Source organism: Paenibacillus oralis (genome assembly GCF_003863965.1).
In the GTDB taxonomy this organism is placed as follows: Bacteria; Bacillota; Bacilli; order Paenibacillales; family Paenibacillaceae; genus Fontibacillus; species Fontibacillus oralis.
The window spans coordinates 1268852-1294242 of sequence record NZ_RRCN01000001.1 but is presented as its reverse complement, the minus strand read 5'-3'; the positions used below and the strand labels follow the sequence as shown (position 1 = coordinate 1294242).

Genomic DNA, 25391 nt, shown 5'->3' with positions numbered 1-25391 from the left:
GTGAGAGGCTGTGACGCAGACATTGCTTGAAGTAAAGGGGCTGAAAACGGAGTTTCGGCGCGAAGGCGGGGCCGTGCTGGCGGTGGCCGGGGTTGATTTTCGCATCGGAAAAGGTGAGGTGCTGGGGCTGGTTGGCGAGTCCGGTTGCGGAAAAAGCGTAACCTCGCTGTCGGTCATGCGGCTGCTCAAGGATACGCCGGGCCGGATTGCCGCCGGGGAAGTGCGGTTTGAAGGTGCGGATCTGGTATCGCTCAAGGAGCAGGACATGCGGCGGATTCGGGGCAAGGAGCTGGCGATGATTTTTCAGGAGCCGATGACGTCGCTGAATCCGGTGCTGCGGATCGGAAAGCAGCTCGAAGAGCCGATCCGGCTGCACCTCGGGTACGACCGGAAGCGGGCGCGCGAGCACGCGGTCCATATGCTGAACCTGGTCGGGATTCCGCGTGCGGAGGAAGTGATGAGCGACTACCCCCACCAGTTGTCAGGGGGCATGCGGCAGCGGGTGATGATCGCGATGGCGATGTCGTGCCACCCGAAGCTGCTGATCGCGGACGAGCCGACAACGGCGCTCGACGTGACCATCCAGGCGCAAATTCTCGATTTGATGCGGCGGCTGAAGGAGGAGCGGGAGATGGGCATGCTGCTCATCACGCACGATCTGGGCGTCGTGGCGGAAATGTGCGACCGGGTCGTCGTCATGTATGCCGGGCGGGTGGTTGAGCAAGCCCCCGTGGAGGAGCTGTTTGAAAATCCGCAGCATCCTTACACCCAGGGACTGATCCGGTCCGTACCGAAGCTGCGGCAAAAGAAACGCCGGCTCGACTCGATTCCGGGCAACGTCCCGGACCTAGCCCATATGCCGGCCGGCTGCAAGTTTGCGCCCCGCTGTCCGCATGCGGCCGAGCGCTGCCTGGCCCAGGAGCCGGAGCTGCTTCCGGTGGGCAAGGTGTGCGAGGGCGAGGCCGGTATGGGCCGCTTAAGCCGGTGTTGGCTGACGGAAGAGGGGGGCTCATGGGATGGCGATGGCGCCGGGGCAGGTAGTGTCTCGGAAACGGCAAGGGCTGATGGTCCGTTTGGCGGTGCCGCGGATACGGCAAGGGCCATACGGCTTGAAGAGGAAGGGGCGGATCGGTGATGATGGGATCGACGGAGATGCGGAAGGAGCGGGAAGCGGCGGCGCGGCCTGTGGCCGGGAGTACGTTCGGGAGCATGTCCAGGAGCATGTCCGGGGCGCAGTCAACGTCCGGGAGCACGTTCGGGGGCATGTCCGGGGTGCGGTCCACGTCCGGGAGCAGGTTCGGGGGCATGTCCGGGGTGCAGTCAACGTCCGGGACGCCGCTCGTTGAAGTGAAGGCGTTGCGGAAATCTTTTGCCGTTCGCAAGGGCTGGCTTGGGACTAGCCGTGAATTATGGGCGGTCGACGGCATCTCGTTTGCCATCCGCAAAGGGGAGACGTTCAGCCTGGTCGGGGAAAGCGGCTGTGGCAAGTCGACGACGGGCCGGCTGGTGAACCGTTTGCTCCGGCCGAGCGCCGGCGAGGTGTGGTTTAATGGCCAAAACATCGGCGGACTTAGCGAAGACAAGATGCGCCCGCTCCGCAAGGAGATGCAGATGGTGTTCCAGGACCCTTACGCCTCGCTGAATCCGCGCATGAAGGTGAAGGATCTCGTCGCCGAACCGCTGCTGATTCACACCAAGCTGAGCGGTGCAGAGCGCGACAAGCTGGCCTGCAAGCTGCTGGAAACCGTCGGGCTGAACAGCTATCATGCCGAGCGGTTCGCCCATGAATTCAGCGGCGGGCAGCGGCAGCGGATCGGCATCGCCCGCGCGCTGTCGGTGCGGCCAAGCCTGATCATCGCCGATGAGCCGGTGTCGGCGCTCGACGTTTCCATCCAGTCGCAGGTGCTGAACCTGATGCAGGATCTGCAGGAGGAGTACGGGCTCACGTACCTATTCATTTCCCACGATCTTAGCGTCGTCGAGCATATCAGCGACCGGATCGGCGTAATGTATCTCGGGACGCTCGTGGAAACGGCGGTCAAGGACGATCTATACGACCATCCGCTGCACCCGTATACGCAGGCCCTGCTGTCCTCCGTGCCGGTGCCCGACCCGAAGCTGAAAAAGGAGCGGATTATTTTGAAAGGCGATTTGCCGAGCCCGGTCAATCCCCCGTCAGGCTGCCGCTTCCATACGCGCTGCTCGGCCTGCATGGAAATCTGCAAGCAGGCGGCGCCCGAGTTCAAGGAAGTAAAGCCGGGTCATCAGGTGGCCTGCCATTTGTACAACTAGTGGAACGACCGGGAAAGCTGGAAATGACGTATTTAGGCGGATATAGGCGGAATCGCAACATCAACAGTACAATCAACAGTAACATCAACAGCTAATAGCAACCGTAACCGCGACTGTAACCGCAACTGTAACTGTAACTGTAACTGATACCGAGACTGAACTGAGACCGCAAACGAAACTGAAACCATCAAATAAAACGGAAACCATCAAATAAAACGGAAACCATCAAACAAAACCGCACTGTGACTGCAACTGCAACTTAACTGTAACCGTAAAGCGAAAGTGGCCGACCGGACGGGTAAAGCGAAAGTGATCGACTGAACGTGCAAAGCCAATGTGATCGAATGAACACGTAAAGCCGATGTCGCCGACTGGCCGCGCAAACCGAATGTGGTCGGCCGACTGCCGACATGCAGCCCTAACGGACACCAGCGCCCTTATTGGGGTAAAATCCACGGTTTTTAAAATGTAACGGACACCACAGACCTTATTTGGCATTGATGTGCACGTATTCGGCTTTTTTCGAGCAAATAGAGACTCTCCTGTCCGTTAGAAGTTAAAACGGCGGCTTTTTAGGCAAATAAGGTCGTTTGTGTCCGTTAGGCGCCGACGCGGTGGGTTTGCCCCACGTTCGCGTTATTTTCAGGAGCTAGCTACTAATTTGTGCGGTGTAAGAGGTGTTCTTCGAGCATTATTCAGACATCTGTAAGCGTTATTCAGATTCATAGATGATGAAGGAGGGATAGCGTTGCAAATTACGATAGACGCAGGAAACCGGCGGGCGGGAGAAGCGCTCGTGTGCCCGGCTTATGAGGGCGAGCCGTTTGCTTTGCCGCTGCGGGACAAGTACAAGCACCGTGGCACCGCTACATGGCTGTATGCCCGGCAGGACGGAGATGCCGACGTACTTGCCGTCGGCCTGGGCCAGCGGGGCAGCGAAACGCTGGAGGCGGTGCGGCGAGCCGGGGGAACCGCGGCCCGGGCGCTGCTGCGCGAAGGGCGCACTGCCGCCGTGCTGGTGCGCCGGGGCGTAGGCGCGTCGGCAAGCGCGTCGGACGGCTCGACAGGTAACCCGGCGGCTGGCGAGGGCGTGGGCAGTGCGCTGGCCGGCTTGGCGGCAGGCGCATGGGCCAGTCCGGCGGCGGTGTCAGCGCAGACTGGAGCAGCCGGAAGCGATGCGGGGAGCGGGACCACGGCTAGTGCTGCGGTAAACGCGGCAGAAGGCGGCGAGATACACACAGCGATGCCGGACAGCCACGCTTCAAATACCGCGTCAATCCCGGTGGAAAGCACCGCGACAGGCGCAGCGGCCAGCCCTGCGTCAAGCACCGCGCCCCATGCTGCAGGGAGCGACATCGCTCCCGTTTCCGAGCGCGCTGCCACCACCGCCTCAGCCGCTACCTCAGCGGCCGCCTGGCTGCAGGCCTGGCTCGAAGGCTGGCTGCTCGGGCTGTACCGCTTCGACAAATACCGCGGGCACACCCGGTCCAGCGCCAGCGTGGAGATGATTGTCCGCCCCGCGGACTGGCCCGAACTGTCTTTGCGGCAGCTGGAAGAGACGCGCGAAACGGCGCGGATTCGGGCGGAAGGCGCGATGCTGGCCCGCGACCTGGTGAATGAGCCGCCCGATGCCTTGAACCCGGAGCGTTTCGCGGCCCGGGTGCAAAGCCATTTTGCGGGGACGCCGGTGCGCATCCGCGTGTACAAAGGGCAGGAGCTCGCCGAACGCGAAATGAACGGGCTGCTGGCCGTGGGCGCGGGAAGCAAGCATGCCCCCGCGCTGATCGAGCTGCTCTATGACGGCGGCTCTCCCGATTTGCCGCTGCTCGCCCTGGTTGGCAAAGGCGTCACCTTCGATATGGGCGGTATGAACGTGAAGACCGGCCGCGACATTAGCGACGCCCGCATGGACATGGGCGGAGCGGCGGCCGTCATCGGCGCGCTCGACATCCTCGTGCGACAGCGCGCCGCCGTCCGCGTCGCCGCGCTGATCGCGGTCGCGGACAACTTGCCGGATGCCCGCGCGCTGCTGCCCTCGTCGGTCATCCGTTATCCGAACGGCCTGGCCGTGCAGGTGGCCAACACCGACGGCGAGGGCCGGCTGATCCTCGCCGACGCGCTGCTCCACGCCGCCAAGCTGGGCGCGGCGGAGGCGATCGACATCGCCACGCTTACCGGCAATGTCGGGCAGGCACTGGGCCTGGGCATCGCGGCAATCCTGGGCGATGACGGCATGAGCCGGGAGCTCGTGGACATCGGCGAGCGGAACGGAGAGCGGCTGTGGCCGATGCCGCTGATGGACGAGTACGAAGCGGAACTGCGCAGCGATTACGCCGATTTGCGCAACGTCGGCACCTCTGGCATGGCGGGAGCGATCATTGCTGCGTTGTTCATCCGCAAATTCGTCGACCCGTCGATGAAATGGGTTCATATCGATATGGCCGGAACGGTCCAGTATAAGCGGGAGGTTAGCTACTCCGCGGCGGGAGCGACCGGTTACGGGGCGCGGCTGCTGGCGGATTACGCGATCTGTCGCTCCAGCCCAGGGGGGCAGTGAGCCGCAAACGGATTCCAAAGGGTGAAAGGAGGCTGCAGATTTAGATGATTTTAGAGGTAATTGCGACATGCGTGGAGGACGCCGTTGTGGCTGAGGCAAACGGGGCGGACCGGATCGAACTGATCACCGCGATGACGGAGGGCGGTCTTACGCCCGGCATCGGCATGATCCGGGAAGCGGTCCGCGCGGTTCGGATTCCCGTCCACGTCATGGTCCGGCCGCACAGCCGTACCTTCGTGTACGGCGAGGCGGATCTTAGGACGATGGAGGCGGAAATTCGGGCGATCGCCGAAACGGGAGCCGCCGGCATCGTCATCGGCGCCTTAACAGCGGACCGCACCATCGACGAAGCGGCGCTGGAACGCTTGCTGCTCCCGGCGGCGGGGCTTCAGGTGACCTTTCATCGCGCGTTCGACGAGCTTACGGACCAACAGGCCGGCCTGCGCACCCTGATGCGCTGCCCGCAGGTCACCCGCGTGCTGACTTCGGGAGGCCCGAAGCCCGCAACGGAAGCGATGCCCGCTATCCGGGAACTGGTGCGGGAAGTGCGCAGCAGCTCGTTAACCATCCTCGCGGGGCATGGGCTGAACCTGGAAACGATCGAAACGTTTGTAACGGAGACAGGCGTCACTGAGGTGCATTTCGGCTCCGCCGTCCGCAAGAACGGGAATGGATTGGCCCCGCTCGATCCGGTCAAGCTGCGAGCGCTGGCCAATCATCTGCATCATTAATAAACATATCGATATAGCGAAAAAGGTGAACTTATTGCATACATCACATCAATATGTTGTTGGCATCGATTTGGGCGGGACGAAGATCGCAGCCGCGTTGTTCGATCCTGCGGGAGCAATCATTTCACGAGAGCAGATGGAAACGTCCGGCGCCCGTACGGCCAAGGAAGTCGTACAGCGCATGGTCTCAATGATCCGGACCGTCTCAGCGGGTTACCCGTTGGCCGGGGTCGGGCTGGCTTCTCCCGGGGCGGTCGATAGCCGGGAAGGCATTGCCTTAAACGGAACCAACCTTCCGGAATGGAACCATGTTCCCCTCAAAAAGTGGATGGAAAAAGACCTTGGCGTGGAGGTCAAGGTGGTTAATGACGCGAATGCCGCCGCCTGGGGCGAATATGTCCACGGGGCCGGAAAGGGCGCGGAGAATATGGTTTACATCACCTTCAGCACCGGCGTGGGCGCCGGCATCGTGCTGGACGGAAAGCTGCTGCTTGGTTCCCGCTCGTTTGCCGGGGAACTGGGCCACACCGTGATCGACCCCGGCGGAGCGCTTTGCAGCTGCGGCAACCGCGGCTGCTGGGAGACGTTTGCTTCCGGGACGGCGATTCGCGATTCCGCCCTCTCCTTAATGAAGGAGCGTGAATCCCTGATCCGGACCCTGGCCGAGGAGCAGGGCGAAGCTGTTTCGGCCAAGCATGTTTTTGAAGCGCAAAAACAGGGCGATGCCGTAGCGATCGACGTTATCCGGCGGGCCGTTCATTACATGGGCTTGGGGCTAGCCAACGTCATCCACACCTTTAACCCGGACCGGATCGTGATCGGCGGAGGAGTGAGCCGTGCGGGCGATCAGCTTTTTCCGGCGCTAAGGGCGGAGACGGAGCGCTTTGTGATGGCGCCGTACCGCCAGAGCTACACCCTCGTTCCGGCGGGCTTAAACGATGATGTGGGATTGATCGGCGCCGCCGCGTTGTTCCATACGAATCCGCCGTCATCGGCCGATTGAAAAGAATCCCTGTTATATTTCCCCTGTGGCGAATGCTTGCTTAGGAAACGACAAGCTCTTAAGGAGCTTTTTTCGGGCAAACGCTGCGGGGAATTTTTTATTAGGTCAAAATATTGCATGGTTGATGATACAATCTGGATATCTATTTTTTTAAGAGACAAAATAGCAGTATAGGACTAAGATTGCTCCTGAAATAACGGGTGCATTGGCCGGCAGATCCGCCCGCATGAAAGCTAACGGACCTGAGTGACCTTATTTGCCTGAAAAAGCGCCGTTTTCATTTCTAAAGGACAGGGGAGCCGCTATTTGCTCGAAAAAGGCCGGATACCTGCATGGAAATGCCGAATAAGGTCTGTGGTGTCCGTTACATGTTGAAAACTGCGAATTTCACCTAAATAACGGCGCTGGTGTCCGTTAGGATTGCAAGTCGGCGGTCGGTCGATCAAATTGGCTTTACGCGGTAGGTCGGCCACACCGGCTTTAACCGTTCATTCGGCCGCATTGGCTTAACGCGTTCGGTTGACCGCATTTGCTTTGCGGCTGGGCCTATACACGTTATCTTTGAATCGTTCTACTAGGTGAGGGGAGAATTGTCGTTTGATGAAATTTAGGTTGCCAAAGTACGTACGAATCGTGATGGCCGTGTTGATCGGCGCCGTTGTCCTTCAAGGGACAGGCCCCTGGACGGGGGCTTCCATCGCCCACGCACAAACCGGGACTCCGAAATGCGGACCGGGCTGCAGCCGTTATGACGTCGTTCTGATCGGCAGTGAAATCGAAGGGGTTTTGCTGGCCAAGTCGGCCCATGATTTGGGATTAAACGTGCTCGTTCTTGATCCGCGCGGCAAACCGGGCGGCGAATTGATCCAGGGGCAGATGCTGGTGTTGGACGAGCCGAACGACAATCGGAAGCGCAGTTTGGTGCAGGGCGAGCTGAAGCCGCTGTACGATGGGTACAAAACCGGAAAAATCCGCAAGCTTCCGGCCTTTGCACGGTTTTACGATCGTTTGATCCAGGGCATCCCGCTTCGCAGCGGTATCGTTATTGAAGGGGTGGACATCGTTCCCCAAGGGATGGGGAAATCGCTCAAATCGCTGACGTACCGGGCGAGGGATGGAAAGAGGTATACGGTTCAAGCCGGTTATTTTGTGGAAAATACCGATTTCGCCGCCCTGGCCAGCAAGCTTGGAGGCAAGCGGATTCCAGGCATGGAGAGCATCTATGGCGGCAAGAAGCCGGATTACATGGCGGCTACTTACATGCTTCCCGTCAAAAAAGTCAATTGGAACAAGCTGCATCAAGCCGTGCTAGAGGATTATCCGCTTACGAACGTACAGAAGAAATACGGTCCCAACACTTATGTGGATTGGCATTTTGCCACGGGGTTCAGCAATCTGACTTTTAATTATAAACCGCGCGACTCGCATCTCGTGCTCCGGGGGCTTAATGCCACGTATCAAAAAGACAGCGAGGTGATCATCAACAGCCTGCTGATTTACGACGTGAACCCGGCGGATCCCCAATCGGTAACGTCGGCCGTCAGCCGGGCCAAAGCGGAAGCGCCTGATATCGTCAAATATTTGCGCAAGCATATTCCCGGTTTCGAGAAAGCCGAGTTAAACGGGTATCCGGAATATTTGTACATCCGCGACTTCGACCGCTATGAAACGGAATACGTGCTGGATTATCCGGATTTGCAGTCGAGCCGGATGTTTTGGGATAACGTCAGCGTAGGCGGATACCCGATTGATTTGCAGGCCACCCGCGCCATTGCGAAGGGGATCGGTTACGGCAAACCGGACCGGTACGGCATTCCGCTGCGGTCTTTTGAATTGAAGTCTTACGACAATGTGCTGGTGGCCGGCAAAAACATCGGGGCCACGATTAAAGCCTACGGCAGCGCCAGGGTCATTCCGACCACCGGTTTGGCCGGGGAAACGATCGGCATCATTCTCGGGCGTGAATGGAAACAGAAGCATAGACGATTGAATCAGCTGACACCGGCCGATTTTGAACGGATTCACGAATATTTAGCCAAAGATTACGGCATCGCCCTCACCGGAAAGTAACGGGCATCTTCACGAATATTCCTGCCGATTGGGACATATTTTTGAACATGTCAAAAAATTGACCAAGCAGGGGGCATGGCCGTGGGAATCGCGTATATTAGAGTTTCCGTCATTTATTTTGTCATTGGCGTACTGTTGGGCATGTATATGTCGATGCGGCATGAACACGAACTGGAGAGCGTGCACGCGCATGTCAATTTGCTGGGATGGGCTTCGTTTGCGCTGGCCGGGCTGATTTATGTGCTGTTTCCGGAGGCTGGTGAAAGCTTGCTCAGCAAAATCCAATTCTGGACCTATTCGGTCGGCCTGCCGATCATGATGATCAGCCTCGCTTTTTTGGAGCTGGGTTCGGAGCAATTCGAGCCGTTGGTGGCGATCGGCGGAATTCTGGTTGTGTTCAGCGTCGTTTTGTTTGCCGCCAATGTATTGCTGCATGTGCATCCCAAGGCGTCCGGCGGCAAGCGGTGATGCTGCTGCCTGCTGGACTCCTGTGGGGCAGCGGGGGCCGGCACAATTGGGCCAAATGCAAAAGTGCATGCGAATTTTGTCAAAACCTCCTGAAACTGGGCAGCGAACTGCAAAAGTGCAGGCCATTTTCGCCATATTGATCAAATTTGTCTGTAAGTCCCATTTTCAACTGCACTTTTGCATCTCATCGCTCTAATAGCCGGAATTCTGCTCATTTCAACTGCGCTTTTGCATCTCATCGCTCTAATAGCCGGAATTCTGCTCATTTCAACTGCGCTTTTGCATTTCGCGGCAGTGTCTCTGCTTCTTTTAAACAAAAGGCTTGACATCGCCAGGATAATATCTTAATATTAAGACAAATAGATTTAAGATTCTTAAAGACTCAAGGAAATTGCGTATCATCTAAGAAAAATGTATTTACATGAACAAGTGGAGGTGAACCGGCATGGATAGAGTGCAGACCGAAGCTTTGCACCTGTTGGTCGTACTATCCCGGGCAAGCCAGTGGGTGCATGCGCACAGCGACAAATCGATCCGCGAGTACGGTTTGACCCGCACCGAATTCGGCGTGTTGGAGCTGCTGTACCACAAGGGGCGCCAGCCGACCCAGCAGATCGGCAACAAAGTGCTGATGAGCAGCGGTAATATTACGTATACGGTCGACAAGCTGGAGAAGAAGGGATTTGTGGCCCGTAGGACCTGCAAGGAAGACCGGCGTCTGGTGTATGCGGAAATTACCGAGCAGGGCAAGCAATTTATAGAAGAAGTGTTCCCCCGGCATTCGAAACTGATCGGAGAGGTGATGGGCGGACTATCGCTGGAGGAAATGCAAACGGCCTCTAAACTGTTAAAAAAACTGGGCAAGCATGCCGAGGACAGCTATAAGGAAGAAAGCTTCAAGTAGGCAAGATTCGATCGTTGACGGTGAGTTGAAACGATAGGTTCGCTGCATGGATCGCTGGGGCGTCTTTTGGATGACCCCGACCTACTGCCGCTCTAATATCTTAATATAGAGATTCTTCAAATGTATACATTCCACATTTTCAAGGTGAAGGAGGAGCAAGTATGACTGATCATGATTTTACATCATTACTTAAATCCCGCCGTTCGGCGAATAAATTTATCCCGGGGGTGGAAATGGATAACAAGGAATTGGACGAGATGTTCAACCTTGTTAAATACGCCCCGTCGGCGTTTAATCTGCAGCATGCGCATTATGTGGTCGTGAAAGACCCCGATCTGAAGGAGAAAGTGTACGAAGCGGCGGAAAAACAATACAAAGTCCGGACCGCGTCGGCGGTGATCCTGGTGCTGGGCAAGCTCGACGCCCACAAGGACGCCGCGGCGATGAACGAAGGGCTGCTTAACCTGGGCGTGCTCAGCAAGCAGGAATACGATCAGCTCGTCTCGTCCACGATCGGTTTTTATGAGAGCCGGGGCGAGGAATTTATGCGGGACGAAGCGATTCGCAGCGCCAGCCTGTCGGCCATGCAGTTTATGCTGATCGCCAAAGACAAAGGCTGGGACACATGCCCGATGATCGGCTTTGACCCGGACGAAATGCGCAAGCTGCTGCAGGTCCCGGACAATTACATCCCGGCCATGCTTATCGCGATCGGCAAGGAGGATACTTCCAGCTTCCGCCCGCGCGGTTACCGCAAACCGGTTCGGGAGTTTGTCAGCTACAACAAGTTTTGAAACGAAAATTACCCACAAAACAAGGAGTGATCAGTCATGATTCAACCGACGACAGGGATTCACCATATTACGGCTTTTGCCTCCGATCCGCAGAAAAATGTCGATTTTTATTCGGGCGTGCTCGGATTGCGTTTGGTCAAAAAAACGATCAATTTCGACGCGCCGGAAGTGTACCATCTGTATTTTGGCGATGAAGCGGGCAGTCCGGGATCGATTATGACGTTTTTCCCGACGGCGGGAGCCCGGCGCGGACGGGTCGGAGCCGGCCAGGTGGGGGTTACCGTGTACGCCATTCCGGAGGGCGCGATGCCGTTCTGGCGGGAACGGCTGCGGAAATTCGGCATTTCCACGACCGACACGCACCGCTTCGGCGAAACGTATTTGCATTTCCGCGATGGGGACGGACTGCAGATCGAGTTGGTCGAACGGGCGGCCGGACCGCTCAGCACCTGGTCGTTCGGCGGCGTTCCGGCGGACAAAGCGATCAAAGGCTTTGGCGGCGCAGTGCTGTACAGCGCGGCTCCCGGCAAAACGGCCGGTCTGCTGGAGCATGTAATGGGCCTGAAAAAGCTCGGCGAAGACGATTTTTATGCCCGCTTTAAAGCGGAGGGAGACCTGGGCGACGTCATCGACGTCAACGTGAAGCCGATGGAATACGGCGCGGGCGGTGCCGGTACGGTACACCATATCGCTTGGCGGGCCCGCGATTTCGCCGAGCATGAAGAATGGAGAGAGCGGGTCGCCGAGCAAGGGTACCGGCCGACGCCGATCGTCGACCGGCAGTATTTTCACGCGCTATACTTCCGGGAGGAAGGGGGCATCTTGTTCGAAGTCGCCACGAACCCGCCGGGCTTTGCGAATGACGAAGATTCGGAGCATTTGGGCGAAAAGCTGATGCTGCCGGCATGGTACGAACCGCAACGCGAGGCGATCGAGCAAAACTTAACCCCGATCGAAGTACGGGTACTTGAGGAGGACCTGTGATGAAGCATATTTTCAAGCCGGGTATGGGGAGCGGCGAGCGGGCGGCTCCTCCGCTGCTCCTGCTTCACGGCACCGGCGGGACGGAAACCGATCTGCTGCCGCTGGCCGAGATCATTTCGCCTGCGTCGCCGGTGCTGGGCGTGAGAGGCAACGTGCTCGAGAACGGGATGCCGCGGTTTTTCCGGCGGCTGGCGGCTGGTGTCTTTGACGAGGAGGATCTCGTGCTCCGCACGCGGGAGCTCAATGACTTCCTGGACGAAGCGGCGGAGCAATATGGGTTTGACCGCCGCGCTTTGGTCGCGGTCGGTTACTCGAACGGAGCAAACATTGCGGCCAGCCTGTTGTTCCATTATCCGCAGGCGCTTCGGGGCGCGATTTTGCACCATCCGATGGTGCCGCGCCGCAGCCTGGAGCTGCCGGACATGAGCGGGCTGCCGGTCTTTATCGGGGCGGGGCGTCACGACGCCATGTCCCCGGTGCGGGAAACCGAGGAGCTGGAGCGGCTATTAAGCGGGGCTGGGGCCGACGTGCACGTTCATTGGGAACCCTACGGCCATCAGTTGACGCCAACTGAAGTGGATGCTGCCGCCGCTTGGTTCCGGCAAAACTTTTCGTAATTGATGTCAATTTAATCCTCTTCCTGTTTGGGAGAGGATTTTTTTAACCTTACTGGGGGCTAAGGGACACCAGAGCCGTTATTTGAGGAAAAACGGAGGTTTGCAAAGCGTAACGGACACAGATGCTCTTATTTATCTCAAATCGGCCTGGATGAACGGGTTTAGAGCGAAATAAGGTCATTGGTGTCCGTTAGCCTGGGAAATACCCGGGAAATGGGCGGATAAGGCCGCTGGTGTCCGTTAGAGCAGCGTCCAAAGTTTAGGAAGAGCCTCCAATCGCTCCAAAGTAGAAGTTAGAGCCATTAAAGGACGCCGTCAGGCGTTTTTCTTATTTTCGGGCAAGGAGGGGGCGCGTGGTTATGATTGCGGATGCTACCCGGAACCGCAGCAGCAATAGCGGTAAAAAAGGGCGTTATTTTCGGCGAAAAAAGGGTTCAGGGAAAATAGAGGAATTTTTTATCGCTATCTTGGGTGATGAGCTGACAAAGACGCCCTTTCCCATGCTTGGCAGAAGAATAGGGACAAAAAGTTCCGCTATTTCGCGAGTGAAGGGCGAATCTCAAGAAATAGGCACACAAATTACCGTTATTTCCGTGCGCCGGATACCCTTGCATCACCTCTATGGATTGGTTTTATTTTTGCCGAACAAGGATTCCCGCCCAAAATATGCAAAGGCCCGGCGCCGCTGTAAGGGCCGAGCATTCGCTAATATATGGATTTGCCGCTAATTTACATCCACGTGGAATTCCAACTCGCTGAGGTATTTCTTTTCTTTGTATTTGCCGGAAGATTTGTCTTGGCTCAGCACATAAGGCTTGATCGTAATCGATTTCGGCGTCTCTTTAAACGGCGTGAAACTGTAGTCGAACACATATTGCCCGCCAATAAAGTTCATAAGGTTACCCGGAAGTTCCTCCAGCAGGTTGTTGCTCTCATCGCAGATGTCGAATCCAAACCGATGTTTGCCGGCATACAGCTCTTCATCCGGAAGTTTGTATTCATCCCCGAGGCTGGCAAGCTCTCCTTGGCCGGTTATGGTCAAACGTGTCGTGATCGGCGTCAATTCCAGCTTGTCCAGAGCAAAGCGGAATCCGTCATGGGATTTAACCGCTTCCGGCTTCAAGACGAGGTTTTCGGTGTTTTTCTTCACCGGGAACGTCAAGACATAAGGTTGCTCAGCACCGGTTAAGGTCGCTTCAAGCTTTAACTCGAAGGAATCGCCCAGCGGTTCTGGCCGTCTCACATCATCTGGATCAGCATTAGGCAGGGTGATAGGGAGGGAGTCGTTGAATTCCAGAATGGCCGTATCCCGGGTATCTCCGTCCGACATGGTATAACTTCCTGTAAAATACTCCTTGCCGTTAATGTACATACGTATATCTTTAAGGACCCCTTTGCCGCTGATGTCCGTGTCACCGTTGTCCATGCGCTCGCCAAGCAGTTTGGCATCCGCTTGACCGTCTCTTTTTAGGGCAATGGAGATACGGGTTCCATCATAGATATAACCGGTGCTTTCAAAGGTCATATCATTGTGGCTGTCTTTGGCTTGGACGGGCTGATACAATCCGTTGGCTACACTTGCTTGCAGCCCCGGATCACCATACTGCTGAAAGATGTTGCCGATGAGCGGAACCTGGCTCAGCGCGTTGGCCATGACCGGGGATACGAACCCGCTGCCGATGATCCCAAAACCTAAAGCCGCGGCTACGCCCGAGGCAGCCACCACTCTTTTTATCCGGTTATTTTTGCTGCGATTACGCCGGTTCAACTCTGTATTTGCATGGTTCATTTGTTCAACAATCCTTTCTCCCAAGTTTAGTTCCGGAACTTCCGTATTTTGAATCATATATTCCAGGTTGTCAGTAACCTGCTTTGCTGGATCGGATATTTGCTTCAATTTTCGGTCCCTCCTTCTTCCGTTTGTATTGGACTAGTTTGTTGCGGATGCGCTCATATTGTTTCCGTAATGTGGCCGGCTTGCAGTCCATAATCTGCCCGATCTCCTCGAAAGTGTACTGCTCCACCGCTTTTAACAGCACAAGATTTCGTTCGCTGGGGGTCAGCGGATCCAGCAATTCCATGACGGCGGATTCCTGTTCGGAGTAGGTGAATAATTTGGCTTCGTTCTGGTATCTGTCGGCAATTCGTTGATACCGTTTTTTCTTTTTCAGCATATCCATGCTGTGATTGTAGGCGATTTTGTACAGCCATGCCGAAAATGGGGAGTCCCCGCGGTAATTGCCTATATTTCGATAGGCCCGGATAAAAATGTCCTGAAGCGCATCCTTGGTTTCCTCGCGATCTCTAATCAGGTAATAACAATAGATATACAGCTCTCTTTCGAAGTGGCGGGTGATCTCGATAAACGCTTCCTGTGAGCCCGCTTGCGCCTGGCGGGCCCATTCATCAACCATAGCTCTTCGCTCAGCCCGGTTTATCGAAGTCGCTGTTTTGCTATCCAATTCATCACCTCCCTAATGTTTTAACTTCGCTTATATGACTGCCGTTTCTTCTCGATTTGTGACATGAAAGGGGATTTTTTAGTTTCCACATTCCGGGGGATGTGCTAAATTATTTCATGAACACGCTTACAAGCTTGGCTGATCAGCATTGACATATGAAACGTCCGAAAAGAAGAAGGAGCGATGCGAGATGCTGCAGGTACTTCTTGTGGATGATGAGCCGTGGGTGCTGGAGGGGTTGCGCACGATGGTGAACTGGGAAAAACACGGTTTCCGGGTTTGCGGGGAAGCCCTGGACGGCCCCCGGGCGCTGGCGATGATCGAGGAACTCCGGCCGGAGCTGGTTTTCACGGACATCCACATGCCGGCGATCACCGGGCTCGAATTGATTGAACGGAGCCAGCAGGCGCTGAACAGGCCGCCCCAATTTGTCATTTTAAGCGGCTACGACGATTTTAATTACGCGCTTACGGCGATGCGCCAACGCGCTGTGGACTATTTGCTTAAACCGATCGACGAGGAAGAAATCGAAGCCCTTCTGGCCAAGCTCGGACAGAAAATTACGGATGAGCTGGCCGCGGAGCGCAGCATGCCCCGGAAACGATCGCTGTTCGTGAACAACTTGCTCAACCGTGTGATTCAGGGGGAAGACGATCCGGAAATGCAAACCGAGGCCGCCAAGTCGCTTGACCTACCGGGCGAGCCGGAGCTGCGCTGCGTGCTGATTGATACCGGGACCGATGCGCATAGCTTAAGCCAGCGGGTTGGCGCCTTTTTCGTGCAGGCCGCCGGCCGGTTTTTTCAGGACCGGGCTGGGCGGACGGGCGCAATCCTGCTCGCGGAGGACCTGCCGGAATCCCGCTTGGAAGAGATCGGGCTGGCCGTCAACCGCGAGCTTGAGGAGCGGAAGCAGCCGGCTCTCGTGACGGTGAGCGGCATCGCCAAAGGGATCGGTTCGCTTCGAGAGCTGTATTTGCAGGCGCTCGATCTGAACAGAGTGAAACGCAGCCAGGGGAAAACGGGGCTGTTTTTTCATGGCGGCCCAGCTTCCGCGATTCGGCAGGCTGCCGCCTACAAGGGCCAGCTGCGTCGTCTGCCCGAGCTGGTGGAAGCCGGGGTGCCGGAGATGATCGGTTCCGCCATCGAGGAAGCGTTCGCGGCGCTAACCTGCAGCCAGGCGGAAATCGCAGCGGCGTTAGCGGAAGCCGCGAATTTGGAGTTGACCCTTTGCCGGCAAATGGCCGGATTCCACGGCGATCCCGACGTTTTTATGAAGCGTATGCAGGCGGAGTGCGGGAGCCTTGGCGGCATGGCCGATTACGCAACATTGAAACGGTACGTGCATCGGCTGTGCCTGGAAGCGGCGGTTCAGATCGGCGAGCTCAAGCGCCGCAGCGAGAGCAATACGATTTTTCAGGTGATCCGGTATGTGGATGGGGCGTACAGCAGCAAGCTGAAGCTGCAGACTTTGGCGCAAAAGTTCCACATGAACCCTGCCTATTTGGGGCAATTGTTCAAAAAGGAGACGGGCAAACCGTTCAACGAATATTTGAATATGAAGCGGATTGAAGAGGCCAAACGGCTGCTGAAGCGCACCCCGATGAAAATTTCCGAGATCGCCCTGCGGGTCGGATATCCGAATACGGATTATTTTCTCAGCAAATTCAAGCAGGCGACTGGGGTGCTGCCTTCGGTTTACAAGCAGGAGCTCGAACACAAGCGGGCGGATTAATAGGGGACGGTGGGCATGGCAAGATTGAAATTTCGGGGAAAAGTAAACGATATTCCGCTCAACTACAAGTTTTTGCTGATATATCTGGTCGGCGTGCTGCTGCCGATTTTGGTAATCATTTTGCTGTTTATGACCCGGATGTCCGATTTCATCATGGAGCGGGAGGAGCAGAACCTGCAGATCTCCATGGAGCGGGCCCGAAAGGACATTCACGATTTTATCGACGGAGGCGTGGCCGTCAGCCATGCGCTGAATACGGATAAAGCGCTGTATGAAATGCTCGACCGGGAATACTCCGGCCAGCTCGATTTCTACGCGACGTTCGACGAACAGCTGCGCAACCGGGTGACCAGCTACATTCCGGTCAACAACCAGATTTTACGGATCGGGATTTATACGGCCAATCCGACCATCGTTCCCGGCGGCAATTACCATATCATCGATGAGCAGGTGAAAAACAGCGGCTGGTACCGCCTTTGGCAGGCCTCCGGCGATAAGGTCTCCGTCGCGGCGTACCGCGCGGCCCAGGCCAGCAACTGGTCGAACACCGAGCCGTATTTGAGCGTTATCGAACGTATGGATTCCTACGATTCCTATGACCGGTACGATAAGCTGCTGCGGATCGACATCGATCTCAGCAAAATTTATGACGTTATCAAGCGGGAGCAGGATTATCTGGACTTGTATCTGGTCAACGGGGAGGACGAAATCATCATGTCCGCGGCCAGCGGCTACCAAAGCGGGGGCGCGAACGGTTACACCAAGTTCGCATGGACGGAGGAGATGCAGGAAAAAGGCGTCAAAACCGTGGCCATCGGCAGCGCGCGGTATGTCAAAGGCTGGCGGCTGGTCGGCATTCCACAGGGAGTCCGGGTCACAAACGCGATGCTCGACATGCGGATTTTTGTCGGGATACTGGCCGCTGCGGCTGCCTTTTTTACGGCGGTTTTTATTTACGTTATGCTGCGGTCCTATCATTACCGGGTTAAGCGGCTGGCGCGGCATATGCAGAAGGTGAGCAACGAGAAGTTCGACCTCATCCGGATCGATGAGGGGCGGGACGAAATCGGCGGTTTGATCCGCCATTTCAACCGCATGACGGCGCGAATTAACACGCTGATCAACGACGTATACAAGCTGGAAATCCAGAAGAAAAGCCTGGAGATGGAACGGGTGCGCGCGGAGCTGAATTTTTTGCAAAGCCAAATGAACCCGCATTTTCTGTTCAACACGCTTAATGCGATCCTGGTCGTCTGTACAAAAAACAATTATTCCGATGTGACCGACATCATCAAAAGCTTGTCCAAGCTGTTGCGGCGGCTGCTTAGCTGGAAGGAAGACCTGGTGACGCTTCAGGAAGAAATGATGTTTATCGACATGTATCTGAAAATCGAGAAATTCCGCTTCCGGGACAAATTTGAATACCGGTTTGACATTGCGGAGGAGGCGCTGCACTACAAGATTCCGAAAATGAGCATTCAGCCGCTTGTCGAGAACGCCTGCAAGCATGGGATTCAAGCTGTGCAAGGGCTCGGGCTGATCCGGATCAAAGCGTACGTGGCCGATGGCAGGCTGCGCATGGTCATTTCCGACAACGGTAAGGGAATCGAGCCGGAGCAGCTGCGGGAAATGCTGGTGGCCGTACGCAGCGAAAGCGCCTCCGGGAGCAGCATCGGCATCCGCAACGTTTATCGCAGATTCGAGCTTTATTACCGCGATCAGGTTCGCTTTGACATTATCAGCAAGCCCCATCAGGGAACGAAGGTATCCTGCGAAATTCCGATCAAACTTCTGGAGTGTCAAGACGGCTTGGACAGGGAGGCGTGAACATGGCTTTTAAAGTGCTGTTGATCGACGACGAGCCGGGCGCGATCGAAGGGATGCAGCTGTGGATCGACTGGCGCGGGCTTGGCTTTGAAGTGTGTGGAACGTGCGGTAATGGCGCGGAGGGGCTCGAAATGATCGAAAAGCTGGAGCCGGACCTCGTCGTGACGGACGTGCGGATGCCGGTGCTCGACGGGCTCGGAATGATCGAGATGTGGCAGCGGAGCGGCTCCCGCCCGGTGCGGTTTGCCATCGTCAGCGGATACAGCGATTTTCAATATGCGCAAAAGGCGCTGCGGTTTGGGGTCACCCATTATTTTCTGAAACCGATTGATGAAGAAGCGGCCGCCAAGGAATTGGCGGTCATTTACGAGGAGCTTCTGCAGGAACGCGAGCTGCAGCGCATCAGCCGGATCGCGTCCTTGGAGGAGACGGTATTCCGGATCAAGAAGCTGCTGACCGAGCCGCCCGGGCTTCCGCCCGAGCTTGAGCGCGATGCCGAAGCGGTTGAAGAGCGTTCCGCCTCCGTGGGGCTTGAAGGTCTCTCCTCCCTTCGGGAGGCCTGGAATTTCTGTCTGATCCGAACCGTGCCGGGCAGGCGCGCGGAGCTGCGGGAAATCGCGGCATCGCTGGCCGCCGGGGAGGAAGCGATGGTTTTGGTGGATCTGGAGACGGGCGAGTTCGGCCTCGTATTCGGGTATGCTCCCGGCGCGGACGGGGAAGACGGGATCGCCCGGATTCGGGAGCTGGCGCGGCGGTACGCCGGGCGGCCCGCGCTTCTGGCGCTGGGAGCCGGCGAGCCGTCCCTTGGCGGGCTCCATGCCTGTTTCCGCGGTGCCCATAAGGCGATGCCGCATAACTTTTACGCCGAGGGTTACCCCGCGATCGCCCGGGATCGGCAGGTACGTCTCCGTTCGTTCGACTGCCGCTATGATCAGGCGGATTGGATCGACCGCGTGCTGGAGGCTGTCCAACTGCTCGATCAAGCCGGTTTGCGGAAAGCCGCGCAAGAGGCGGCCGTCCGTTTTCGCGAGCGGTACATCGACCCGGACATCGTGATGAAGCTGGTGGTTCACCTTTTTTACAACATTGCCGAACAACTGCGGGAAGCCTTGGGCGACAAGGCCAATCCCCTCATTGACCGCAACGCTGCACCCTGGGCTCCAGAGGCGCTGACGGTGGAGGAGTTACTCGGGGAGCTGGTATCCTTTGGCGCGGACGGCATCCATTTGCTGCTTGAGGAAACTTTCCGGAGCTCCCGGGGCATCGTTCAGGAAATCAACCGCTACATCGGCGAGCATTACCGGGAAGGGCTGACGATCAAAAAGCTGGCCGAAGTTTTTTACCTTCATCCGGTGTACCTGGGCCAGCTGCTGATGAAGAAAAACGGGATTCATTTCAACGGGATGATTCACGATCTCCGCATCGAAGAGGCGGCGCGGCTGCTCCGGGAGAACAAGCTGAAAAACAGCGAGGTGGCGGAACGGGTCGGGTATGCCAACTATGGGCAGTTTCTCAAGCAGTTTGAGAAGCGGTTGGGCATGTCCCCCAATGAATACAGAAGCAGGAACTAAAATTTTGAAGGGTAATCCTTTAATTGTGATATAGTTCGGCCGTGGCAGCGCTTTTACAATAAAGATGAGTTCTTGTAAGGGCTTCCAAACCTTGGCAAGCAACTAAAACTTTACGGAGGTGCTTTACATGGGGGGCAAGTCAAAGTCGATTCTCCGGCTCGGCATTTTGCTGCTGCTGTCGCTTAGCGTTATCCTGTCCGGGTGCGGCGGGGGCAACCGGACCGCAGGTTCCGGAAACAGCGACGCCGATAATGGGTCCGGAAATGCCGGGGACAAGGCGGGAGCGTTTGAGATCACCGCTTTTATTGGCGAAGCTGGGCAACAACCGACGCCGGACAACAAGATCTACAAGAAAATCAAAGACGAGCTGGGAGCGACGTTTAAATTCGAGTTCCTGGCGGGCGATATCAATCAGAAGCTGGGCGTGATGATCGCCGGCTCCGATTACCCGGACCTCATGACCGGGAACACCAAGCTGACCGCGGCGGGCGCCTATATTCCGCTGGAAGATCTGATCGAAGAGCATGCGCCCAATTTGAAGAAGCATTACGAGAAATACTGGAACATGATGAAGGATCCGAACGACGGCCATATTTACATTTTGCCGAACTATGGAGCTTACAACGGGGAAGTCAGCAGCACCTATTATTCGGGGCCGGCCTTCTGGATCCAAAAATCGGTGCTCAAGGAATTCGGCTACCCGCAGGTGAAAACGTTGGATGAATACTTCGATTTGATCGCCAAATACAAGGAGAAATATCCAACGATTGAGGGCAGCCCGACGATCGGCTTTGAAATATTGAACTACGACTGGAAAAACTGGGGACTGTTTAACGCGCCGCAGCATCTGATCGGGCATCCGAACGACGGCGGCGTCGTCGTGAACGACGGCAAAGCCGAGATTTTCGCCGACAAGGATTATGCGAAACGGTATTATCAAAAGCTGAACGAAGTCAACCAGCTTGGGCTGATCGACAAAGAGACGTTTACGCAAAACTTTGACCAGTATTTGGCCAAAATATCCAGCGGCACCGTGCTTGGGATGTTCGACCAACACTGGAACTTCCAGACCGCGGAGAACGCCCTGGTTACGCAAAAGAAGCATGAAAGAACCTATGTCGGGCTCCCGCTCGTTTACGATACAAGCATCAAGGACTATTACCGGGACCGTCCGGTGCTGAACCTGAACAACGGCTTCGGCATCAGCGTCAACGCCAAGGATCCGGTCAGGATCATCAAGCTGCTCGACCGGTTGATTCAGGAAGATTGGCAAAAGATTCTCTCCTGGGGCATCGAAGGCGAGGATTATATCGTCACTGAGGAAGGCCGTTTTATGAGAACGCAGGAGCAGCGCGATAAAGTGACCGACGCGACCTGGAAGCTGGGCAACAAAGCGGACACGTTGTTTAGCTTCATGCCGAAAATGGAAGGTTACTACAGCGACGGCAATGCCACCGACGCCGCCGCCCAGCCGGAAGAATACCAGGCCGGACTCGAGGATTACGATAAGGAATTCCTTGCGGCTTACGGTTACGAGAGCTACGTCGACTTCTTCAGCGATCCGCCGGAAAATCCGATTTATTACCCGGCCTGGTCGGTGGATCTGGTGGAAGGCTCGGAAGCGAAAATCGTCAACACGAAGCTGAGCGACCTGTCGACCAAGCATTTACCGCAGGCGATCCTGGCGAAACCGGGAGAGTTCGACAAGGCCTGGCAGGAATATACGTCCGAAATCCATAAGCTGAACGTGAAAGCTTACGAGGGCCGGATCAATGAAGTACTGCAGTGGAGAATCGACACCTGGACCGTGAAATAAGCAGGGAGAACAACTTTATGAATGAGACCTTAATGGAACAAAGCGCCGTCCGGAAAACGAAAAAGGGCAAGCAGCGCATCACGTGGAACCTCATCAAAAGCCAGCGGCAGTTGATTTACATGTCGGTGCCGCTGCTCGCTTACATTGTTTTGTTCGCCTACGTGCCGGTGTGGGGCTGGACGATGGCGTTTCAGGATTACAAGCCGGCGCTGGATTTCAGCGAACAGAAATGGGTTGGCTTCAAGCATTTCAAATTCCTGTTCCAGGACGACAATTTTTTGCGCGTGCTGCGCAACACGCTGGGCATGAGCATCATCAACCTGATCCTCGGATTTGTTACCGCGATCATTTTGGCGTTGCTGTTAAATGAAATTAAGAAGGTGTTCTGGAAAAGAACCGTACAAACCATTTCCTACCTTCCGCACTTTTTGTCCTGGATTATCGTTACGGGGATCGTGGCCACTTCTTTGGCTTCCGACGGGATCGTCAACGATGTGCTGATGAAGCTGCAACTGATCGATGAACCGATTCTGTGGCTCAGCGAAGGGAAGTACTTCTGGGGCATTGTCGGCGCCTCCCACGTCTGGAAGGAGGTTGGCTGGAACACGATCATTTACCTGGCGGCCATGGCCTCGATCGATCCGGCGCTGTACGAAGCTGCAGACATGGACGGGGCCAGCCGTTACCGGAAAATGCTGCACGTGACGCTGCCGGGAATCAAACCGACGATCGTTATCCTGCTGATTATGTCGATCGGGCATATTTTGGAGGCGGGATTTGAAGTCCAGTATCTGCTCGGCAACGGACTGGTCGTCGACTGGGCGGAAACGATCGACATCTTTGTGCTGAAATACGGGATTGCCCAAGGCAACTATTCGCTAGCTACAGCCGGCGGCATCTTTAAAACGGTCGTGAGCGTCATCATGCTGCTCATCGCGAATTGGACCGCGAAGCGGCTCGGGGAAGAGAGGCTGTTATAGCATGGCAAATCAAACGGTAAATCCGCAGCGGGTTCCCGCTGCGGCCGTCAACCGGCGGCTGGGGAAAGGCCGCATTGAGCCCGTTCTTTTTCATACCATCAATACGATCTTTATGATATTTCTCGTTGTCGTTACCCTGTATCCGTTCCTCAACACGATCGCCGTGTCGCTGAACGCGGGCAACGATACGATCCGGGGCGGGATCTACCTATGGCCGAGGCAATTTACGCTGCAAAACTATAAGGCCGTCTTTGTGTCGGGGACGATTTACGACGCTTTTTGGATTTCGGTGGCGCGTACGGTGCTGTCCACGCTGTTGAACATTTTCCTGACGACGATGCTGGCTTATACGTTAAGCCGCCGGGAATACGTGTTCCGCAAGCCGATTACGTTTATTTTCGTACTGACGATGTACTTTAACGCCGGTTTGATTCCGGGGTATTTCCTGATGAAGGATCTGCACTTGATCAACACGTTTTGGGTGTACGTCGTTCCTTCGATGATCAGCGCGTTTAACCTGATCGTTATCCGCACCTATATCGGGACGATCCCGGAAAGTCTAATCGAGTCGGCCAGAATCGACGGGGCCGGGGAGTTTAAGATCTTCTGGCGGATCATTTTCCCGCTGTGCAAACCCGTGCTGGCCACGATTGCCCTGTTCGTCGCCGTCGGCGCCTGGAACTCGTGGTTTGACGCGTTTCTGTACACCTCCTCGCGTCAGGAACTGAGCACCCTGCAATACGAACTGATGAAGCTGCTGTCTTCGAGCATGAACGCGAACAGCAATCCGGCCGTGGCCGCGGGGGCCGGGATGACCCAGGAGGCAGCGGCCGCGATGGTAACGCCGTTGTCGATCCGGGCCGCGGTGACGATCGTAGCCTCCGTGCCGATCCTGCTGGTATACCCGTTTATGCAAAAATATTTCGTCGTCGGGCTGAACGTGGGGAGCGTGAAAGAGTAAGGGGGCAGCATGCGTGTTTGCATGGGCTTTTACGTGTGCAGCTGTTGCGTGTGCAGGCTGTTGCATGTGCAGGCTGTTGCATGTGCAGGCTGTTGCGCGTGCAGGTCGCCGCGCCTGTTGGAAATCTAACGGTTGCAGCAGCCGCTATTTTGCGAAAAAAGCCCTTTTCTGAATTCTAACGGTTGTGAGCATCGTTATTTGCCGTAATCTGGCCCCCAATGACCGGATTTTAGCGAAATAAGCGCCATGGCATCCGTTAGAAACTGAAATCGGCGTTGCTGAAGCAAATAGCGGCTGTGGCAACCGTTAGAATGGTTTTGCGAAAAAAATGATGTACCACTACAGTCAGTCGCAAAAAAGACGTAAATAATGAGGGGGAAGGAAACGATGCGGAAACATGTGGAGCCGGCGCTTAAGGAACTGTTTGCGGACGATTTCAAGATCGGGGCTGCCGTAAATCCGCTTACGATTCGCACCCAGGAGCCGCTTTTGGCCCGACACTTTAACAGCATTACCGCAGAAAACGAGATGAAGTTTGTCAGCCTTCATCCGGAAGAAGGGACCTATACGTTTGCGGATGCCGACCGGTTGGTAGACTTCGCCCGTGAGCACGGGATGGCGATGCGCGGGCACACGCTCGTTTGGCATAACCAAACGGGCGACTGGCTGTTCCAAGACCGCGGGGGAGCCCCGGCAAGCAAAGCGGTGCTGCTGGAGCGGATGCGCGAGCATATTCATACGGTCGTGGGCCGGTACAAACACGACATTTACGCCTGGGACGTGGTCAATGAGGCGGTTGCCGACGAGGGCGGGGACTTGCTGCGCGCCTCGAAGTGGACGGAAATCGCCGGCCCGGACTTGGATTTCATCGTCAAAGCGTTTGCGTTTGCCCATGAAGCGGATCCGGACGAGTGCTGTTTTAAGATTATAGAATTTATAAGTTCTCAGCGGAGCTGAGCAATTCTATAATCGCAAGAAAAACTACCGCTAAACGCGGTCTGGCTTCCTTGAGAGTACAACGATAGACGTTTTTCTTATAACGACTACAACGAATCCCATCCGCAAAAGCGCGATAAAATTTATGCGCTGGCGAAATCGCTGCTGGAACGGGGCGCGCCGATCCACGGGATCGGGCTGCAGGCGCACTGGAACCTGTTCGATCCGTCCCTGGACGAGATCCGGGCAGCGATCGAGAAGTACGCGTCGCTCGGGCTGCAGCTCCAGCTCACGGAGCTGGACATGTCCGTCTTCCGTTTCGACGACAGACGGACGGATTTGGCCGCGCCCGAACCGGGGATGCTGGAACGCCAGGCCGAATGGTACGAAGCCGTTTTCCGGCTGCTGAAGGAATACCGCGGCGTCATCAGCGGAGTCACCTTCTGGGGCGCGGCGGACGATTATACGTGGCTGGACGATTTTCCGGTCCTGGGGCGGAAAAATTGGCCGTTCCTGTTCGATGAGCGGCACCGCCCGAAACCGGCGTTCGACCGCGTGGCCGGGGTTGCGTTAGAGTAAGCCGTATAGTTTGCACAACCGAACGTATCCGCGGGGCGTATTGAAATCGCGGCGGCTTTAGAAAGACGCTTCACGCGCAAGCAATTCATTCACAAGCATTTCATTCC

20 protein-coding genes and 1 pseudogene are annotated in these 25391 nt (G+C 56.2%); 19 read left to right on the top strand and 2 right to left on the bottom strand.

Features of this window, described 5'->3' with window-relative positions:
• Positions 1-10 precede the first annotated feature (10 nt).
• From EHV15_RS06120 to EHV15_RS06060, 12 genes are all read left to right on the top strand, one after another.
• Positions 11-1135 carry an ABC transporter ATP-binding protein gene (locus EHV15_RS06120; RefSeq protein ID WP_128630459.1) on the top strand — a complete coding sequence of 375 codons (1125 nt, stop codon included), beginning with the start codon at positions 11-13 and terminating at the stop codon, positions 1133-1135.
• A 170-nt stretch (positions 1136-1305) separates the two neighbouring features.
• Positions 1306-2292, top strand: coding sequence for an ABC transporter ATP-binding protein (locus EHV15_RS06115; RefSeq protein WP_128635208.1), 987 nt, complete (start codon positions 1306-1308; stop codon positions 2290-2292).
• Between the two features lie 748 nt (positions 2293-3040).
• The gene (locus tag EHV15_RS06105) at positions 3041-4849 is read left to right on the top strand and encodes a M17 family peptidase N-terminal domain-containing protein (RefSeq protein ID WP_246061349.1); all 1809 of its coding nucleotides are present in this window, start codon (positions 3041-3043) and stop codon (positions 4847-4849) included.
• Positions 4850-4893: 44 nt separating this feature from the next.
• A complete protein-coding gene (locus EHV15_RS06100; protein WP_128630458.1) occupies positions 4894-5580 on the top strand; it encodes a copper homeostasis protein CutC in 687 nt (228 codons plus the stop codon).
• Positions 5581-5605: 25 nt separating this feature from the next.
• Positions 5606-6583 carry an ROK family protein gene (locus EHV15_RS06095; RefSeq protein ID WP_246061895.1) on the top strand — a complete coding sequence of 326 codons (978 nt, stop codon included), beginning with the start codon at positions 5606-5608 and terminating at the stop codon, positions 6581-6583.
• A gap of 600 nt (positions 6584-7183) precedes the next feature.
• Positions 7184-8653 carry an FAD-dependent oxidoreductase gene (locus tag EHV15_RS06090; protein WP_246061348.1) on the top strand — a complete coding sequence of 490 codons (1470 nt, stop codon included), beginning with the start codon at positions 7184-7186 and terminating at the stop codon, positions 8651-8653.
• 75 nt (positions 8654-8728) lie between these two features.
• On the top strand, positions 8729-9121 hold the full coding sequence (locus EHV15_RS06085) for a heme-copper oxidase family protein (protein WP_128630456.1): 393 nt from the start codon (positions 8729-8731) through the stop codon (positions 9119-9121).
• A 445-nt stretch (positions 9122-9566) separates the two neighbouring features.
• On the top strand, positions 9567-10025 hold the full coding sequence (locus EHV15_RS06080) for a MarR family winged helix-turn-helix transcriptional regulator (RefSeq protein ID WP_128630455.1): 459 nt from the start codon (positions 9567-9569) through the stop codon (positions 10023-10025).
• 161 nt (positions 10026-10186) lie between these two features.
• On the top strand, positions 10187-10819 hold the full coding sequence (locus EHV15_RS06075) for a nitroreductase family protein (RefSeq protein ID WP_128630454.1): 633 nt from the start codon (positions 10187-10189) through the stop codon (positions 10817-10819).
• A gap of 36 nt (positions 10820-10855) precedes the next feature.
• Complete coding sequence (locus EHV15_RS06070; RefSeq protein WP_128630453.1) at positions 10856-11803, top strand: ring-cleaving dioxygenase; 948 nt, start codon at positions 10856-10858, stop codon at positions 11801-11803.
• A complete protein-coding gene (locus tag EHV15_RS06065) occupies positions 11803-12420 on the top strand; it encodes an alpha/beta hydrolase (protein WP_128630452.1) in 618 nt (205 codons plus the stop codon). Before EHV15_RS06070 ends, EHV15_RS06065 begins: the two co-directional genes overlap by 1 nt.
• A gap of 353 nt (positions 12421-12773) precedes the next feature.
• The gene (locus tag EHV15_RS06060) at positions 12774-13148 is read left to right on the top strand and encodes a hypothetical protein (protein ID WP_128630451.1); all 375 of its coding nucleotides are present in this window, start codon (positions 12774-12776) and stop codon (positions 13146-13148) included.
• Here the strand turns inward: EHV15_RS06060 and EHV15_RS06055 are convergent.
• Together EHV15_RS06055 and EHV15_RS06050 are read right to left on the bottom strand one after the other, a co-directional pair.
• Positions 13145-14317 (bottom strand): DUF4179 domain-containing protein, encoded by a 1173-nt coding sequence (locus EHV15_RS06055; RefSeq protein WP_128630450.1) that lies wholly within the window; start codon positions 14315-14317, stop codon positions 13145-13147. The genes EHV15_RS06060 and EHV15_RS06055 overlap by 4 nt on opposite strands.
• Positions 14280-14882 carry an RNA polymerase sigma factor gene (locus EHV15_RS06050; RefSeq protein WP_246061340.1) on the bottom strand — a complete coding sequence of 201 codons (603 nt, stop codon included), beginning with the start codon at positions 14880-14882 and terminating at the stop codon, positions 14280-14282. Before EHV15_RS06050 ends, EHV15_RS06055 begins: the two co-directional genes overlap by 38 nt.
• A gap of 190 nt (positions 14883-15072) precedes the next feature.
• On the opposite strand from EHV15_RS06050, the gene EHV15_RS06045 reads away from it, so the two are divergent.
• From EHV15_RS06045 to EHV15_RS37160, 7 genes and pseudogenes are all read left to right on the top strand, one after another.
• Entirely contained in the window at positions 15073-16614 is a 1542-nt protein-coding gene (locus EHV15_RS06045; RefSeq protein ID WP_128630449.1) for a response regulator transcription factor, read from the top strand.
• Positions 16615-16629: 15 nt separating this feature from the next.
• A complete protein-coding gene (locus EHV15_RS06040) occupies positions 16630-18441 on the top strand; it encodes a sensor histidine kinase (RefSeq protein ID WP_128630448.1) in 1812 nt (603 codons plus the stop codon).
• 2 nt (positions 18442-18443) lie between these two features.
• Positions 18444-20012 carry a response regulator transcription factor gene (locus tag EHV15_RS06035; RefSeq protein ID WP_128630447.1) on the top strand — a complete coding sequence of 523 codons (1569 nt, stop codon included), beginning with the start codon at positions 18444-18446 and terminating at the stop codon, positions 20010-20012.
• A gap of 127 nt (positions 20013-20139) precedes the next feature.
• Positions 20140-21828, top strand: a complete 1689-nt coding sequence (locus EHV15_RS06030; protein ID WP_128630446.1) for an extracellular solute-binding protein — start codon at positions 20140-20142, stop codon at positions 21826-21828.
• A gap of 17 nt (positions 21829-21845) precedes the next feature.
• On the top strand, positions 21846-22808 hold the full coding sequence (locus EHV15_RS06025) for an ABC transporter permease (protein ID WP_128630445.1): 963 nt from the start codon (positions 21846-21848) through the stop codon (positions 22806-22808).
• Between the two features lies 1 nt (position 22809).
• Entirely contained in the window at positions 22810-23769 is a 960-nt protein-coding gene (locus EHV15_RS06020) for a carbohydrate ABC transporter permease (RefSeq protein ID WP_128630444.1), read from the top strand.
• Between the two features lie 387 nt (positions 23770-24156).
• Positions 24157-25284 (top strand): annotated as a pseudogene (locus EHV15_RS37160) (endo-1,4-beta-xylanase).
• The last annotated feature ends 107 nt before the right edge of the window (positions 25285-25391 follow it).